Below are 16,780 nucleotides of genomic sequence, written 5' to 3'. Positions count from 1 at the left end.
CTCGACGCCGCCAACTACTTCGACGGCCGACTACCCGAAGCCTTCGCCGGATACCCCCGACACCTCACCCGCTACCCCGTGCAATACCCCACCGCGTCCAGCCCACAGGCCGGGTCCACCGGAACGCCATTCCTGCTGCTGCGGACCATGCTCGGCCTCGAGCCGTACGAAGACGACCTGATCGTGGATCCGGCGCTGCCCGCCAGGTTCGGTCGCATCGAACTGCTTGACATTCCCGGACGCTGGGGCCGAATGGACGCCATCGGTAACGTGCACGTCGGCAACGCAGACACGGCCGACGCGTAACGGCCGCTCCCCAGGCAGACAACCCGTGGTCCAGCGGATACAGGCCCGGGGCGCGGGCCTGTATCCGGCAAGTCAGACCGCGGCGATGACCCCCTGCGCGAGGTCCGCGGCCTTCTCGGCGATCATCACCGTCGCCGCGTTGGTGTTCGTCGACACGATGGTCGGCATGACCGAGGCGTCGGCGATCCGCAGTCCGGACAACCCCTTCACCCGGAGCTGCGGATCCACGACCGCAAGCGAGTCCACGCCCATCCGGCACGAGCCGGCCGCATGTCCGTAGGACTGCACCGCCGCTCGGACGAACGCCGTGACCGTGGTGTCATCGGCGGCCAAGAGGGGGTGCGGTCTCGCCTTCCAGTCGTCGAAGGCCGGCATCTCGCTGAGCTGCAGGGCGTGCCGGACACCGGAAACCAGGGCCCGCATGTCGGCAGGCTCGTCGAGATAGCGGAAGTCGATGCGAGGCGGCACCGCCGGGTCGGGGCTGGCCAGTTCCAGCACCCCTCGGCTGGCGGGACGCATGTGCCCGATGCCGAAGGTGTAGCCATGCTCGGGCGCCGACTGCCAGGGATTGGTGAAGGGGACGTGGATGAACACGATCTGCAGGTCGATCGACGCCCGCCCGGGTTCACTGTCCAGCAGCAGCGTCGTCTCGCCGAGATTGCCGCTGGGAGGCGGGAGCGGGCGGCCGGCCTCGACGGTGAGGCCGGCCAGGATGATGTGGTCTTGGAGGCTCTGCCCCACGCCCGGCAGGTCGTGGAGCACCTTGACGCCGACGCGCTCCAGGTCCTGAACGGGGCCGACCCCCGAGGTGAGCAGGAGGTGTGGGGTCCCGATGGCGCCTGCAGAGAGGATGGTGTCGATCTCTGCCGCGTAGTGGCGCCGCTCACCGTCGACGACCACGTCGACACCGAGGCACCGGTCACCGTCGATGACCACCCGCTCCACGAACGCCCCGGTCACCAGGTCGAGGTTCGCCCGGCCGAGCGCCGACTCGAGGTACGCCGTCGCGGTGCTCTGCCGCCACCCGTCGACGATGAGCAGGTCGTGGCTGCTGGCGCCGCGCAGCTCGGGGCCGTTCAGATCGTCGACGACCGGGTGACCGGCCTGGGTCGCGGCGGCCAGGTATGCCTGAGACAGCGGGTGTAGCTGCGCGGCCGGTGCCGGGCGGAGCGGACCGGTCTGCCCCCGGTACGCCGGGTCGCCGTGGGCGGACGTCTCGGACCGCTTGAAGTACGGCAGCACGGAGGCGTAATCCCATCCCGTACAGCCGAGATACGCCCAGGTGTCGAAGTCGCGACGGTCGCCGCGCAGGAAGGCCATCGCATTGATGCTGCCGGTGCCGCCGACGGTACGTCCGCGCGGGATGTCGTGGACCTTGCCGGTGCCGGTTTGCGGGACGGTCCGAAAGGCCCAGTCCACATCCGTCCGCTGCAGCGCCGGCCAGGTGGACGTAGTCATGATCCGTTCGCTGGGACCGGCCTGACCCGCCTCGATGAGCAGCACCCGGACCGCCGGGTTCTCGCTGAGCCGGGCGGCGAGCACGCACCCGGCCGTACCAGCTCCGACCACGATGTAGTCGTAGCCGATGGGCACTGATGCACTCACAGGGACACCACGACCGTCTTGGTCTCGAGGTACTCCTCCAGCGACTCCCGGCAGGTCTCCCGGCCCCAGCCGGACTCCTTGGTCCCACCGAACGGAAGCGCCGAGTCGGCCGCCTGGTAGCAGTTGACCCACACCTGGCCGGACTCGATCTCGGCGGCCATCCGGTGCGCCCGCGACACGTCCCGGGTCCACACGGCGGCGCCGAGGCCGAAGCGGGTGTTGTTGGCCAGCACGAGCACCTCCGCCTCGGTGTCGAACGGTACGACCGAGACCACCGGGCCGAAGATCTCCTCGTGCATGATCCGCGAGTCCGGGCGGGCGTTGACGAGGACGGTGGGCTCGACGAAGTAGCCGCCGGCATAGGCCTCGCCCTGCGGCGCGCGGCCACCCGTGACCACCTCGGCACCCTCACCGACGCCGATCTCGACGTACCCGAGGACCTTGTCGCGGTGCTCGGCCGAGATCAACGGCCCCATCTGGGTCGCGGGGTCGGTACCTCGGCCGAGCGTGATCGACCCGGCGTGCTTCGCGAGCCGCTGGACGACCTCGTCGAAGACGCCGCGCTGGACATAGAGGCGGGAGCCGGCGATGCAGCTCTCGCCCTGGGTGGCGAAGGCGGCGGCGGCCGCGCCGGCGATCACGGCGTCGAGGTCGGCGTCGTCGAAGACGATGTTGGGGGATTTTCCGCCCAGTTCGAGCGAGACGCGCTTGAGGTTGCCGGTGGCGGCTCGCACGATCGCCTTGCCGGTGGGTACCGAGCCGGTGAAGGTCACCTTGTCCACACCGGGGTGCTCGACGAGGGCCGCGCCGGCGGTCTCACCGAACCCGGTCACGTAGTTCACCACGCCGGCCGGGATGCCGGCCTCGGCCGTGAGCTGCGCGAGCAGCGCGATGGAGATCGGGGTCTGCTCGGCCGGCTTGAGCACGACGGTGCAGCCGGTGGCGAGGGCGGGCGCGAGTTTCTTGATGGCCATGAGCAGCGGCAGGTTCCACGGCACGATCGCGGCGACCACGCCCACCGGCTCTTTGAGGGTGTAGGCGTGGAACCTCCCGCCGTGGCTGGCCGGGTAGGAGATCGGAATCGTCTCGCCGGTGATCTTTGTGGTCCAGCCCGCGTAGTAGCGCAGTACGTCCACCGAGAACGGAATGTCGAAGTACCGCATCTCGTTGATCGGCTTTCCGCTGTCGATCGAGTCGAGCACGGCGAGCCGCTCGGCGTTCTCCTCGATCAGGTCGGCCAGCCGCCAGATCAGCCTGCCGCGGGCCTGTGGGGTGAACGACCGCCACGAGCCGCCCGGCGCGAAGGCCGCGCGAGCAGCCGCGACCGCCCGGTCGACGTCACTCGCGCCGCCGGCGGGCACCTCGACGACCACGCTGCCGTCGGCAGGGTCATAGACCGGCAGCGTCTGACCGCTGACGGCCGCCACCCACTCGCCGTCGATGAACATCTTCTCCGCGAGCCTGATGTCGGCCTCGACCGACGAGGCGGTCCGGAGCATGCTCGTCATCCTGCAACCTCCTGAGAGTTCTGCCATACCAATAGAGAGCGTGGTGGTCATACCTCTGTGCCACCGGATCGGCTGTGCTGGTATGCCAGCAGTTCCGGCGTGGCACCGCCGCTGTGCAGGCGTGCCGATCTCAGCGGCGGGGAGCCAGCCGCACGCTGATGCTCTTGACGTGCGAGTAGTGGTGCAGCGCCTCGATCCCCTTCTCCCGCCCGTAGCCGCTCTGCTTGTGGCCGCCGAACGGCATCTGGACGGATTGGGTCGACCATGAGTTGATGTAGACCTGCCCCGCTTCGATCGATTCGGCGACCCGGAAGGCACGGGAGATGTCCTCGGTGAAGACTCCCCCGACCAGGCCGAATTCCGAGTCGTTGGCGAGGTCGATGGCCTCCTGCTCGGTGTCGAACGGGATGACCACCAGGACGGGCCCGAAGACCTCCTCCCGGGCGATCCGCATCTCGTTGGTGACGCCGGAGTAGATCGTGGGCTCAACGTAGAAGCCGCCGTCGAGCTCGGGATCGGTGACCACGCCACCGCCCAGCTCGGCTCGGGCCCCCTCCTCGGCTGCGATCGCAAAGTACCGCTGCACGGTGTCGTATTGGCCTCGGGTGATCATCGGGCCCACGTCCTCGCCGAGGCGCAGCCGCCGGGTGGCCGCCACCAGCGCGGCGACAAACCGCTCCTGGACCGACCGCTCGACCAGAAGCCGGGTTCCGGAGGAGCAGACCTGACCTGCGTTGGTCGTGAAGGCCCGGACGGCCTCGGCGGCGGCAAATTCGAGATCGGCGTCGGCGAACACGATGTTGGCCGACTTGCCGCCGAGTTCGAGAGTCAGCGGGATGATCCGGTCCGCCGCGATCCGTCCGATGTCCTGCCCGACCCGCACCGAACCGGTGAACGCCACCTTGCGCACCAGCGGGTGCTGCACGATCGCGGTACCGACCTCGTCGCCGCGGCCGAGCACCACGTTGAGCGCCCCCGGTGGCAGCCCTTCCTCGCTGGCGATCCGTGCCAGCGCCACGGTCGTCTGGGAGGTGCTCTCCGCGGGCTTCGCGACGATCGTGTTGCCGGCGGCGAGCGCCGGGGCGCAGGCCCGGGCCGCCTGATTGAGCGGCAGGTTCCAGGGCGTGATCACCCCGACCACACCGAACGGTTCGCGCAGCGTATAAACGTGCAGGTCGGGCTGGATGTCGAGCACGTCGCCCGCCGGCAGGTTCACCAGTGCCGCGTAGAACTCGAAGTACTCCGCGGCACCGCGGATCTCGGCCGTGGCGAGGGCGAGCGGCTTGCCGGTGTCGAGGCTCTCCAGTTCGGCCAGCACGTCGAGGTCCGCGAGCAGCCGCCGGCCGATGGCCGCCAGGATCCGGCCGCGTTCCAGCGACGCGATCCGGCGCCACCCGGGCGCTGCGGTATGGGCCGCCCGCACGGCGAGGTCGACATCGGCGGCCGTGCCCTGCGCGACCTGTGCCCCGACGCCGCCGGTCGCCGGATTGGTGCCGGAGCGGAAACCCCCGGCGGTCGGCGGGACGGCCTCGCCGCCGATCCAGTGCAGCAGCGGGGCGTTCACCGGTCACCGCCGATCAGCTCGTACATGGCGGTGTGGTCGGTCTGCGGCGTGACTTCCCCGGCGACGCGCCGCCACTGTCGGGCCACACCGTCCGCAACCTCGGTGGCCTGGCCGAGTTCGCGTGCCAGGTCGACGGCGATCCCCACGTCCTTGGCCATCAACTGCAGCGCGAACCCCGAGTCGTAGCTGCCGCTGATCATGAACTGGGCGGCCTTGTTCTCGCTGGTGTTCGAGCGCCCGGAGGAGCTGTTGAGCACCTCGGTCATGGTTTCCGGCGGGATGCCGAACCGCTCCCCCAGCCGGAGCGCCTCCACGGTCACCGAGATGGTGGTGGCCGAGACCAGGTTGTTCAGGGCCTTCGCCGCGTGCCCGGCCCCGACGGGGCCGACCGGGATGACGGTCCGGGCCAACCGCTGCAGGGCCGGGCGCACCTCGACCAGATCGATCTCCTCACCGCCGACCAGTACCGCCAGCGTTCCGGCGACCGCGCCGCGTACCCCGCCGGAGACGGGAGCGTCGAGCATCCGCAGGCCCCGGGCGGCCAACCGCTGGGCCAACGCGCGGGTGCGCAGCGGCTCGGAGGAGCTCATGTCGACGACCAGAGTGCCGGGTCGCAGCACTTCCGCGACCGCGTCGCCCTCGAGCACCGACTCGACAACCGCCGAGTTCGGCAGCATCAGGATCAGGGCGTCCACCGCACGGTACACGTCGACCGTGTGGGCGATACCCGCCTTCGGGTGGTCGGTCACGAATCCCTCGGCGACGTCCGGTGCGGCGTCGGCCACCGTGAGTCGGTAGCCCGCCTCGTACAGTCGTGCGGCCATCGGTCGGCCCATCTTGCCGAGGCCGATGAACCCGATGTGCTCGATTCCCATCCCGGTCACTCGGCGTCCACCGCGGCGAACACCTCGGCTGCGAGGCGGAAACTCTCCAACGCGGCGGGCCCGCCACAGTAGAAGGCGGTCTGCATGAGGACCTCCTTGATCTTCTCCTGGGAGACCCCGTTGTTCAGCGCACCGCGGACGTGCGCCTTGAACTCGTGGCCCCGGTTGAGGGCGGTGATCATGGCCAGGTTGATCAGGCTGCGCTCCTCCAGGCTGAGCCCGGGGCGGTTCCAGATGTCGCCCCAGCAGTACTTCGTCACGTACTCCTGCAGGTCCATCGAGAAGTCGGTCGCGGCAGCCAGCGACGCGTCAACGTAGGCGTCGCCGAGCACCTGGCGGCGCATCGCCATGCCGGCCTCGTACAGGTCCTCAGTCACGGTGGTGGGTTCCTTCCGAGCGGTGGTTCAGATCCGGGCCAGGTCGGCCCAGTCGCGGATGACGAACACGTCGGCGGCGGCGGCGACGTGACAGGCGGAGTGCCCGCCGAAGTGGGCCGGAAAGACCAGCAACGAGCGCTCCGCGGCCTCGGCGAGGAGGCGGCGCCGGGACGCCCGAGCCAGCGCCGGGTCTTCGCAGAAGCAGCTGTTGACGTCCGGGTTCGCTATCTGCACGGGTGAGTGGATGATGTCGCCGACGAAGAGCGCGCCGGCGTTCCCGGACTCCAGCCGCAGCACCGCGGAGCCGGGGGTGTGTCCGGGGGCGGCCTGCAACACGAGATCGGAATCGATCCGGTACTCGCCGCTCCAGAGCTCGACGAGTCCCGCGCGGTGCACTGGGACGACGCTGTCCTCGAAGACGTTCTGGTTGCCGTCGGCCGGCGGCCGCGGGTTCTTCACCGGGTCCCAGAACTCGAAGTCCTCCTGGGTGATGAGGTAGCGCGCGTTCGGGAAGGTGGGAACCCAGCCGCGGCCTTCCAGGCGGGTGTTCCACCCGACGTGGTCGACGTGGAGGTGGGTGTTGATGACGATGTCCACGTCCTCCGGTGCGATCCCCGCGGCGGCCAGGTTCGCCAGGTACGCGGTGTCGTGGTGGGCGTAGACCGGGGCGTACGGGCGTTCCTTGCCGTTGCCGGCGCCGGTGTCGAGCAGGATCACCGCCCCCTGGCTGCGGATCAGCCAGGTGTGCAGCACCGAGCGGAGCTGTCTCCGACCGGCGTCGAAGAAGTCCGGGTCGAGCCATCCGGCGTTGTCCCGCCAGTACGCCGGGTCGCTCTCGGGGAACAGGAAGCCGGGGGTCGCCGGGCTGGGGCCGGCGTACTCCTGGATTCGGGTGATCTCGACGTCGCCGATGACGACTGTGTGCGGCCCGGTGGTCATGACCGGTTCACCGCGGGCACCGGGTAGGCCGCCTCGATCTCGGGGGTCACGGCGGGAAGCACGAAGTTCGCCGTCTCCATGACCTCAGGGGTGAAGCCGTTGCCCTTGGCCAACGTGCGGGTCTCGGCCATGTAGGCGCTGCGGGCCTGGGCGGCGTCGGTCATGACCCGCTCGCGCTCCTCCCACACGGCGAGCGCCTCGCCGATCTCGTCGTACTGATCGAGGGTGTGGGCGAGCTCGACCGCGTTGACGATGCCGACGCTGGCGCCCTGCCCGAGTGCGGGACACATGGCGTGGGCGGCATCCCCGACGAGCACCGCCCGACCGGTCGACCACGGCGTCACCCGGTTGGTCTGGTAGCTGTCGTGCCGGCCACCCTCGGCCTTGCCCGCCAACTCCACGGCCGTAGCCAGGTGTGGGAAGCGCTTCGACCAGACCTCGACGTCGATCGGGATTCGCGAGGCGCGCTCGTTGGTGGTCGTCGCCATCATGCCCATGTAGATCGTGTCGGGTCCGGTGGGGATGAACAGGATGCGCATCGGGTCCGGCTCCAGGGTCCAGAAGTCGATGACCCGGTCCCACTCAGGGCCCTGGAACTCCGCGGGACGCGGGATCAGGACACGGCAGACGCCGTCCTGGTACTTCTTGCGTTCCTGGGTGAACTCGCCCAGCGAGTTGCGCACCGCCGATCCGGCGCCGTCGGCGCCGATCACCAGGTCGGCCGCCAGCCGGCTCCCATCCGCCAGGAGCAGGGCGCCCGCCGGGTCGGCGCCGACCGCCCGGGAAGCGGTGACGATCTCGACCCCGGCCGCACGGGCAGCAGAGACGAGCAGCGCGTGCAGCTTCGGCCGGGTTATCGCCCAGTAGGGGTAGCCGGCCAACTCCGAGGAGACCGACTTACCGTTCAGGTTGGTGTCGTAGGTGCCGGGCCGTACGCCGTTCGCCCGGATTGTCCCAGCCACTCCGATGACCTCGAGGGCCAGCATCGCGTTGCGCCACAGCAGGATGCCGGCGCCGAAGTCGCGCACCTGGTCGTTCTGCTCGTGCAGACGTACGGTCCAGCCGCGCCGGGCGAGCGCGATGCTCATGGTGAGACCGGCGAATCCGGCGCCCGCGACCTCGGCACGCCGGGAGCGGCCGGTGCGGCCGGCCGAGAGAGTTCCTGTCATTTCAGTGCCTCCACGAAACGGACAGATGGGTGCTGAGCGATCACGTCACCGTCACCCCGCCGCGTCCACCCACACGGTCATGCTCCCTCGCGCCAACGTGTGAAAGTGCAGGTTGAAGCCCAGGACGACCGGGGTCAGCTCGGGATCGATCTCGAGCGTGGGGACGTCGACCGCGTGGACGATGAACACGTAGCGGTGGCGGCCCGAGCCCGGCGGCGGGTTGGGGCCGATGTACTGGCGCATCCGCAGGTCGTTGGGGAGGGTGAGGGATCCCGCCGGCATCGGCCCGTCCGGCGCGCCGGCGCCGGCGGGCAGCGAGGTCACGGAGGCGGGAATGTTCGCGACGGCCCAGTGCATGAAACCGACCCCGGTGGGAGCGTCCGGGTCGTAGCAGGTGATCGCGAAGCTCTTGGTTTCGGCCGGGAAGTCCGACCAGGCCAGGTGGGGTGAGGTGTTGATGCCGCCGATGTCCGGGTCGCGGTAGGTCAGCGGCATTTCCGTGCCGTCGACGAGGTCGTTGCTGAACACCCGCAGCGGCGGTGCCGGGGTCACGGCTGCGTAGGGGTCGTCGTTGATCACAGCTTCTCCTGTCATGATCACTTGTCGGCGATCGGTGCGGTGTCGACGTGGACGGTGCGGATCGGGGTGCGGATGTCCCAGGTGCCGGCCCAGCCGTCCGGCAGGGCGACGGCGCTGCCGGCGGTCAGCTCGTGCGTGGTGCCGTCCGCGTCGGTGACGGTTGCCTCGCCGGAGATGACGTACAGGTAGGAGGCCCCCTCGGCCGCCGCTCGCCGGAACACCCCCGGTCCGTGCTCCTGGACGGCGCACCGGCCGTCGGCTCCGTCGAACACGACGGTCTCGGCGACCGGCGGCGCCCAGGCGGCCCCTCCCGTCGACACCGGGACCGGCAGATCGCGCTCGAGCACGTCGGCCGCGGCCAGGAAGGCGGACGGTTGCACCCCCGCGCGGTACGGCGGCACCGGGGTCGTGTGCAGGTAGACCTTCCGGATGGTCTCGCGGATGTCCCAGGCGCCGACCCAGCCGTACGGCAGCACGATCACGCTGCCGGCGGTCAGCTCGTGGGAGGTGCCGTCCTCGTCCGTGATGGTGGCCTCGCCGGAAATGATGTACATGAACGAGCCCCGCTTGTCCTTCACGCGGGGATAGATCCCGGCGTCGCACGCCCAGACGGCGAAGAATGTGCCGGCAGCGTCGTACAGGACTCTCTCGTATGCGAAGGGCGCCCCTTGAAGGATCGGCTCCATCGAGATCTCGACGGGGAGCGGGCCGTCGAGTACGGCCGTGGCGTCCAGGAACACCGACGGATTCGTGGTCTGGTTCGTCGTCATGGCTCTCTCCGTGGGGACGGTCAGCAGGCAGTTCGGGTCAGCTCGGTCGGCAGACTCGGCGGGGGCGCCGCGGGTGCCTCGATGCCGAGCAGGTCGAACGAGGGGCGGTGCAGGATCCCGTGCAGTTCCTCGTCGGTGATGGGCGTGTGCGCGATCTGCCGCATTCGCGCGACGACCCGTTCGAGGGCGGCGGCGGCGCTGGCCGCGGCCACCATCGGCGAGTCGCTGCCGAAGAGCACCTTGGACAGGACGCCGTACTCCTTGGCGGCCGAGAAGGCGTTCGCCAGCACCGTCGGACGGCTCGCGATCGCGGATGTGTCGGCAAAGACGTTGGGGTGCCGGCGCATCACGACGACGGTCTCGTAGATCCACGGGTGGCCCATGTGTGCGACCACGATCCGCAGGTCGGGAAAGGTGCACGCCACGTCGTCGAGCAGCAGCGGGTTGGCGTCGGGCAGTCTGCCGGCGTTCGCGAAGATCGCGCCTTGGTGGATCATCACGGGCAGGCCGAGCCGCTCGGCGGTCTTGAAGACCCGCATCGTCATGGGGTGCAGCGGCGAGGTTCCCTGGTAGATCGGCCCTATCTTGATGCCGACCAGCCCAAGTTCGGAGTGGCAGCGCTCCACCTCGTCGACCGCGTCGTGGCGGGTCGGATCGACCGACATGAAGCCGACGGTCTGACCGCCGACTTCCCGTACGAATGCGGCGACGGCATCGTTGGGGACCATGATCCCGGAGGCCTGCGCCTGAAGTCCGAAGACGATCGTCCGCTCGGCGGGCGCGACGCCCCGGCGGTAGGACTCCACCGTGACCAGGTCGATCTCGTCGGAGGCCAGCGTCTTCGAGACCCGTCCCAGCCCGTCCGTCCAGGGAGAGCGCTGGTGCTCCCGGGTCCAGAAGTGCGTGTGCACGTCGGTGATCAAAGTCAGACCTCACTTCGCAGATAAGGAACGGCGAGCGCCTCCGGTGCCTTGTGCCGCCGTTTGCCCTCGGCGGCGAGGGCAACGAGCGCCAACACGTACGGCATGGCGAGCCACAGGGACACCGGCAACGTCACGGCCGGTCGGACAATGGCGAGCACGATCAGCACCGCGACCGCGGCCAAGCCGGCAAGCCCGGCAGCGCTGGCCCGCCGTCGGTCGAGGCGGGAGGTGCCCGCCGCACTCCGGACGCGGCGGGTGCCGAGAGCCACCAGGATGAGTAGGGCCGCGGCGACCCATACCTCCCGAGGGATGTCGCCGATGGCCTGCAGCCGCAACTGGGTGGCATCGGTGACCGCGAAGATCGCGACGGCAAGGCCCAGCCCGCTCAGCCGCCAGCCGCCGAACAGGACCGCGGCAATCGCCAGATAGCCACGCCCGCCGGTCATGGCCTCACGGAAGACACCGACGTCACCGATGGAGATGTACGCGCCCGCCGCTCCGGCGCAGGCCCCCGAGAAGAGGACGCCGGCCCAGCGCAGCCCGCGGACACTGACGCCGGCAGCGTCGACGGAGACCGGGCTCTCACCGGTCGCCTTCAGGTTGATGCCCCAGGTCGTCCGAGTCAGCGCCAGGGCCACGAGGACGACGATGACGGCCGTGGCGTAGATGAAGGCGTCCTGGGTGAACAGGGCGGGCCCGAGGACGGGCACGTCCGAGAGCACCGGGATCGCGAGTCGAGGCAGCGGCTCGAAGGCGCGCGGCTTGCTGAAGACGTCGTCGTTGAGGAACGCCGTTAGGCCGTAGCCGAGCAGGGTCAGCGCGATGCCGGAGACGATCTGATCGACCTTGGTCTCGATCGCGAGCACGCCCATCAGCGCCCCGAAGAGCAGGCCGCCGACGATGCCGCCGAGGAAGCCGACCGCGATGTTCCCGGTGCCGGCCATCACGAGGTAGCCGCCGAAGGCGCCGACGAGCAGCACGCCTTCGAGCCCGACGTTCAGTACGCCGGCTCGCTCGGAGACGAGTTCCCCGGTGGCGGCGAGCAGGATCGGGGCGGCGATCGTGATCGCCGAGACGAGGAACGCGACGTCGAAGATACCCATCTCAGGCCTCCTCGGTCCGGGCACCGCTGTGGGCGACGACGCCGGAGCGCCGACGGGCGGGGGCGGGCTTGGCCGCGGACGGCGCCCTCGTGCGGCCGCGCAGGACGACGGCCGCCACCAGGACCAGCACGATGACGGCGCCCTGGAGAACCGAGGCCAGCGAGGACGGCACGTCCAACTGGGCCTGCATGGCGGTCCCACCGACGTTCAGCGCGGAGAACACGACGGCGGTGGCGACCGCGCCGACCGGTGAGTTGCGCGCCAGCAGCGCGACCGCGATGCCGTTGAAGCCGACGCCGGCTTCGAATCCGTCACTCATCCAGGGCGCGGAACCGGCGAAGAGCAACGCGGCGCCCGCGAGACCGGCGAACCCACCGGAGATCACGATGGCCGCGACCCCTTCGCGGACCGGATCGATGCCGGACCACCGAGCGGCCTCCTGGTTGCCGCCGGCTACCCGCAGGCGGAAGCCGAACGCGGTGCGGGACAGCAACAGCACCACGGCGATCGCGCACACCGGGAGGAGCAGCACGTCGTACGAGAGGGTGCGGCCAGGGATCGACTCGACGCTCGGCCACAGTGCGGCGGCCGGGAAGTTCGCCGACTGCGGTTGACCGTCCAGGGAGCCCTGCAGCGGCCCCCGGACCAACCAGTCCGCGACCTGGATCGCGACCAGGTTGAGCAGGAGCGACGAGACGATCTCAAGTACCCCGCGCGAGGCCCACAACCAGGCGGTCAGGCCCGCCCAGAGGGCGCCGCCGACGATGCCGGCGATGGCGGTGAGCACCACCGCGAGCGGGCCGGGCAGGCTACCGCACTGCAGCCCGACGGCCGTGGCCAGGGATCCACCGGCGAGGATCTGACCGGGAAAGCCGACGTGCAGGCGTCCGGCCCGGGTGGTCAGGATCCAGCCGAGCGCGACCAGGAGCAGCGGCACGGCCTGGGTGAGGGTCGTACCGGCGTTGGTCGGCGTCCCGAATGTGCCGCTCCAGAAGGCGTGGAGCGCGTCGGGCGGCGCCACCCCGATCGCCACCAGCAGGAGCGCGCCGACGGCCAGTGCCGCCAAGGCCACTCCCACCTGCACGAGCAACCGCATGATCAGGTCTTTCGACAGCATCAGAGGGCCTCTCCGGACGACGTCATGAGGGCGCCGAGGTTGGCGCGGGTGGCCTTCGTGGCGTCGACGACGCCCTGGATGCGTCCGTGAGCGAGCACCGCGATCCGGTCGGACATCGAGATGACCTCGTCGAGGTCCATCGAGATCAGCAGCACGGCACCGCCGCGTTCGCGGTGCGCGACGAGGCTCCGGTAGACGAAGTCCGCCGCCCGGACGTCGAGACCGCGGACCGGCTGTGCGGCGATCAGCAGGGCCGGATTCCCTGAGAGTTCCCGGGCGAGAACGGCCTTCTGCTGGTTTCCGCCGGAGAGCCGCCCGATCGGCAGGTTCTCGCTGTCGGCGCGTACGTCGAACTCGTGCATCAGCCGGCGCGCCTCGGCGGACGCCGCCCGGACGTCGAGCAACCCTCGCCTGTTCAGCGGCGCGGAGCGCAGCGACCGCAGGGTGATGTTCTCCCAGAGGGTCATCCCGGGAACGATCGCCGCGTGGTGCCGGTCCTCCGGAATCACCGCACCGCCGGCTCGGAAGAAACCGCGCGGCGACCGGTGGGTGAAGGGCCGCCCCGCCAACTCGATGGCGCCCGACAGCGCCGGCCGGATGCCCAAGAGCACCTCGACGAGCTCGGACTGGCCGCTACCGGCGACCCCGGCGATCCCCAGGATCTCGCCTCGACGCACCTCGAGGTCGATGCCCTGGAGCGCCTTCGGGCCGGCCGGCTGGCTGTCGTCCCGACCGACGTCGAGACCGCGGATGGTGAGGACGGCGGGACCCGGCATGCCGGCGGGAAGTGGCGGACGGTCGGCCATCCGATCGCCGACCATCAGGGTCACCAGGTGGTCCGGGGTTGCCTCCGCGATGGTTCCCGAACCGCTCACCGCACCTCGGCGCAGCACCGTGTACCGGTCCGCGACGCTGAAGACCTCCGACAGCTTGTGCGAGATCAGGATGACCGCATGACCGTCGGCGGCAAGCAGCCGCATCAGGTTGGCGAGTTCGTCCCACTCACCCGGGCTCAGCGCGGCGCTCGGCTCGTCGAAGATCAGGATCCGGGCACCGCGGCACAGCAACTTGACAATCTCCAGCCGCTGCCGCTCCCCCACCGACGCGTCGGCGACCAGCCGGTCGGGCGTGATCCGCAGCCCGGTTGCCGTAGCCACCTCCTGCGACCGGCGGCGCGCCTCGGTCAGACCGTTGCGCCATGGCACGGCGGCTGGTGCGATAGCGAGGTTCTCCAGCTCGGTCAGTGTCGGTACCAGCGTGAAATGCTGGTGGACCATCCCGATTCCGGCCCGCAAGGCATGCTCGGGCTTGCGGAAACGCACCGGCTCTCCGTCGAGCTCGATGCCACCCTCATCCGGGGTGTAGAGGCCGGTGACGATCCGCATGAGCGTGGTCTTGCCCGCACCGTTCTCGCCGAGGAGGGCGTGGATCTCACCCCAGGCGATGTCGAGGTCAACGGCGTCGTTGGCGACGAAGGAGCCGAACCTCTTGGTCACTCCGGTGAGCCGGAGAGCGGAAGCTCCGGTGCCCGTGCCGCGGCGGGCGGGGCCGGAATCGGGACGAGTCTTCATCGACGGCGGCCTAACGCTGCTCGAAGTGGTAGGCCGGCTTGGGGAGGAGAACACCCTTGTCGGCGACGATCTTGCCGTCGGTGATGTCCTTGGTGATCTTCTCGACGAGCCCCTTCTCCTCCGCCGTCCCCTTGCCCGGACAGAACTCGAATCGCAGCGCGCCGGTGCCCAGGCCGTAGCTGATGGCGCCGGCCGGCAGCTTGCCACCAGCGGCGTCGGAGACAGCGTTCTTCAGGATGTCGGACCAGCTCACTACGCCGGAGCCGATGATGTGGGGACTCGAGTCGCAGTGCAGGGCGAAAACGTCGTACACGTCGGCGGGGCTGGCGGACCCGCTGGCGGCCTGGTAGACGCCCCCGGAGCCACTGTCGAGGTCGGAGAGGATCGAGTCCACGCCACTAGCGATCATTGCCTCGGCGGCCTGCTTGGCCTTGCCGACATCGTTGTAGTCGCCGGTGTAGGTCTGCACGACCTTGGTGTTCGGATTTTCCAACGCGGCTCCTTGAGCCATGCCGTAATACCACGCGCCGGACGCGGGAACCTGGAGGCCGGCGATCATCCCGAGTTTCTTGCTCCGGGAATGGGCCGAAGCGACGGCCCCGACCACGATGGCGTTGTAGCCAACGGCGGCGCTGACCGAGGTCACGTTCTCGGCGTAGGCGTCGAGGTCGGCGGCCACCAGGATGAAGTGCACCTTCGGATACTTCGGCGCCACGACCGCGACGGCCTTGTTGAACGAGGCGCCGTCGGCGACCACGATCTGGTTCTTCGCCGCCAGCGACTCCAGGCCCTGGATCTGCTCCTGTGAGTTGGCGGCGTTGTCGACGATGGAGGACAGCTTGAGGTTCTTGTCAGCTTCGACCGCCGCGTTCACGCCGGCCAGGCCGAACTGGGTGAACCCGCCGTCGTTGCGGGGGGCCTGGGAGATGAAACCGATGTTCTTGGTCCCGTCGGCAGCCGCTCCGTCGCCCGAGACCCCACACGCCGAGAGTGCGAGGGGTATGGCGGTAACGGCTGACACGATCGCGATCTTGGTACGCATGCGAGCCCTTTCGTCGGCTGCTGCCCGTGTAGGTAACAGGGGTGAAACGGACCGGTGAAGAAAACTGGTATGGCAGATGCAAGCGCCTAGACTGCGGGAGCGCGGTAACGTGCACCAGATACTGCTGATCTGCCATACCAGTTGTCAAGAGGTTGATCCGACCCGAATTCCGGATGACGTGCCGCAGGCCGGGCCGACTCAGCGTCGGCACAGGAACGGCGGTCGAAGCAAGGGCCACCCAGGCCGGCCAGGGCCGCACCGGCCGAGGACGGCAAGACTGCGCGCACGTGCCTACCCGGACGCGCGATCAACGGCTGCGTGCCGGCGCCGGGCTGGGCTCACATACGGGATTGCGGGGTCGGGCCGCTGCTCACGTCCAGCGACGGGCCTCTCCTGGCCGCCGAGGTCGAGCGCGGAAGTGCCGGACCGGGTCAGCGACCGAACTTAGCCGTGACCTCGTCCTGAAGTTCGAGGCGGCCCTGCTGCACGTGGGCACGCATGGCCTCTTCCGCCGCATCGGCATTCCGCGCGCGGATGGCGTACACCACAGCGCGGTGCTCCGCGAGCGACCGCCGCATCCGCCCCTCTCGCCTGGTCACGATCGACGACAGCAGGCCGCGGTTCAGATGCTGGACCAGCAACCGGTAATGGTCACTCAACCGTTCATTGCCAGCACCCTCGGTAATGAGTTCGTGCAACCGCGCGTCCACGGCGCTGTAGCCGTCGGTGTCGCCAGCCTCGACGCAGTCCTGCATCGACGCCATCACCTCGTCGATCCGCGCGATGAGCTCGTTGCTGGCGCGGTTCGCGCACAGCCGGGCGGTCATCCCCTCCACCGCCTCACGCACCTCGAAGAGATCGAGGATCTCGTGCCGGCTAAGGCTCTTGACGAAAGTGCCACGGCGACGCTCGATCGACACAAATCCGGCACCTTCGAGCTCCTTGAACGCCTCACGCACCGGCATCCGACTGACCCCGAACCGCTCGGCGAGGCGCGCCTCTGAGAGCTTCTCCCCCGGCGCGATAGCCCCGGACACGATCTCCTCACGAAGCCTCTGGACGATCACGTCCTTCTTCGAGACGTCGTTTTCGGCGACCCCAGCGGATGCCCTCTGCGCCGCCGACATAGCTCCCAAACTTCCTCTAGACCACTGCCCGAACTCCCCTGAGCCTGATGCATGATACCCGCTGCGGTGGCCGTGCCAGCACGGGCAGCGACGGCCCACCCCCGGCAGCGGGCGTGAAGGACTCGGTCAGGGAGGCGACCGGGGCGCTGGCGGAGCAGTCAGCCCTTGTCCTCGCCGCTGCCGCTCGCGCGAACGG

General features: G+C 69.6%; 15 protein-coding genes and 1 pseudogene. 1 reads left to right on the top strand and 15 read right to left on the bottom strand.

The features are described from left to right. Positions 1 to 306, top strand: a pseudogene (locus ACGF4F_RS04715) (amylo-alpha-1,6-glucosidase); the annotation flags it as partial. A gap of 72 nt (positions 307 to 378) precedes the next feature. On the opposite strand, the gene ACGF4F_RS04710 reads toward ACGF4F_RS04715, so the two are convergent. From ACGF4F_RS04710 to ACGF4F_RS04640, 15 genes are all read right to left on the bottom strand, one after another. Then, positions 379 to 1,911: a GMC family oxidoreductase gene (locus ACGF4F_RS04710; protein ID WP_393074760.1), complete on the bottom strand. Its 1,533-nt coding sequence runs from the start codon at positions 1,909 to 1,911 to the stop codon at positions 379 to 381. Beyond that, positions 1,908 to 3,419 (bottom strand): aldehyde dehydrogenase family protein, encoded by a 1,512-nt coding sequence (locus tag ACGF4F_RS04705; protein ID WP_357436475.1) that lies wholly within the window; start codon positions 3,417 to 3,419, stop codon positions 1,908 to 1,910. Before ACGF4F_RS04705 ends, ACGF4F_RS04710 begins: the two co-directional genes overlap by 4 nt. Before the next feature lie 130 nt (positions 3,420 to 3,549). After that, entirely contained in the window at positions 3,550 to 4,983 is a 1,434-nt protein-coding gene (locus tag ACGF4F_RS04700) for an aldehyde dehydrogenase family protein (protein ID WP_357436474.1), read from the bottom strand. Continuing rightward, positions 4,980 to 5,858 carry an NAD(P)-dependent oxidoreductase gene (locus tag ACGF4F_RS04695; protein ID WP_357436506.1) on the bottom strand — a complete coding sequence of 293 codons (879 nt, stop codon included), beginning with the start codon at positions 5,856 to 5,858 and terminating at the stop codon, positions 4,980 to 4,982. Before ACGF4F_RS04695 ends, ACGF4F_RS04700 begins: the two co-directional genes overlap by 4 nt. Before the next feature lie 5 nt (positions 5,859 to 5,863). Then, positions 5,864 to 6,244, bottom strand: coding sequence for a carboxymuconolactone decarboxylase family protein (locus ACGF4F_RS04690; protein WP_393074756.1), 381 nt, complete (start codon positions 6,242 to 6,244; stop codon positions 5,864 to 5,866). Between the two features lie 27 nt (positions 6,245 to 6,271). Continuing rightward, on the bottom strand, positions 6,272 to 7,183 hold the full coding sequence (locus ACGF4F_RS04685; protein ID WP_357436473.1) for an MBL fold metallo-hydrolase: 912 nt from the start codon (positions 7,181 to 7,183) through the stop codon (positions 6,272 to 6,274). Next, positions 7,180 to 8,352, bottom strand: a complete 1,173-nt coding sequence (locus ACGF4F_RS04680; RefSeq protein WP_357436471.1) for an NAD(P)/FAD-dependent oxidoreductase — start codon at positions 8,350 to 8,352, stop codon at positions 7,180 to 7,182. The genes ACGF4F_RS04685 and ACGF4F_RS04680 overlap by 4 nt, the downstream gene beginning before the upstream one ends. A gap of 51 nt (positions 8,353 to 8,403) precedes the next feature. Further along, positions 8,404 to 8,946, bottom strand: coding sequence for a YbhB/YbcL family Raf kinase inhibitor-like protein (locus ACGF4F_RS04675; protein ID WP_357436470.1), 543 nt, complete (start codon positions 8,944 to 8,946; stop codon positions 8,404 to 8,406). A gap of 2 nt (positions 8,947 to 8,948) precedes the next feature. Beyond that, positions 8,949 to 9,701 (bottom strand): cupin domain-containing protein, encoded by a 753-nt coding sequence (locus ACGF4F_RS04670; RefSeq protein WP_357436468.1) that lies wholly within the window; start codon positions 9,699 to 9,701, stop codon positions 8,949 to 8,951. 20 nt (positions 9,702 to 9,721) lie between these two features. Beyond that, positions 9,722 to 10,624 carry an amidohydrolase family protein gene (locus ACGF4F_RS04665; protein WP_357436466.1) on the bottom strand — a complete coding sequence of 301 codons (903 nt, stop codon included), beginning with the start codon at positions 10,622 to 10,624 and terminating at the stop codon, positions 9,722 to 9,724. Between the two features lie 2 nt (positions 10,625 to 10,626). After that, positions 10,627 to 11,727: an ABC transporter permease gene (locus ACGF4F_RS04660; protein WP_357436464.1), complete on the bottom strand. Its 1,101-nt coding sequence runs from the start codon at positions 11,725 to 11,727 to the stop codon at positions 10,627 to 10,629. Position 11,728: 1 nt separating this feature from the next. Next, on the bottom strand, positions 11,729 to 12,844 hold the full coding sequence (locus ACGF4F_RS04655; protein ID WP_357436462.1) for an ABC transporter permease: 1,116 nt from the start codon (positions 12,842 to 12,844) through the stop codon (positions 11,729 to 11,731). Continuing rightward, complete coding sequence (locus ACGF4F_RS04650; RefSeq protein ID WP_357436460.1) at positions 12,844 to 14,340, bottom strand: ABC transporter ATP-binding protein; 1,497 nt, start codon at positions 14,338 to 14,340, stop codon at positions 12,844 to 12,846. Before ACGF4F_RS04650 ends, ACGF4F_RS04655 begins: the two co-directional genes overlap by 1 nt. Positions 14,341 to 14,425: 85 nt before the next feature. Continuing rightward, positions 14,426 to 15,457: a BMP family protein gene (locus tag ACGF4F_RS04645; protein WP_393074749.1), complete on the bottom strand. Its 1,032-nt coding sequence runs from the start codon at positions 15,455 to 15,457 to the stop codon at positions 14,426 to 14,428. Between the two features lie 431 nt (positions 15,458 to 15,888). Continuing rightward, positions 15,889 to 16,584: a GntR family transcriptional regulator gene (locus ACGF4F_RS04640; RefSeq protein ID WP_357436456.1), complete on the bottom strand. Its 696-nt coding sequence runs from the start codon at positions 16,582 to 16,584 to the stop codon at positions 15,889 to 15,891. Positions 16,585 to 16,780: the final 196 nt, after the last annotated feature.

It is taken from the genome of Micromonospora sp. NPDC047740 (assembly GCF_043204735.1).
GTDB lineage: Bacteria > Actinomycetota > Actinomycetes > Mycobacteriales > Micromonosporaceae > Micromonospora.
Note: the sequence above shows the minus strand (reverse complement) of the source record. Positions and strands in the feature narration are given on the sequence as shown.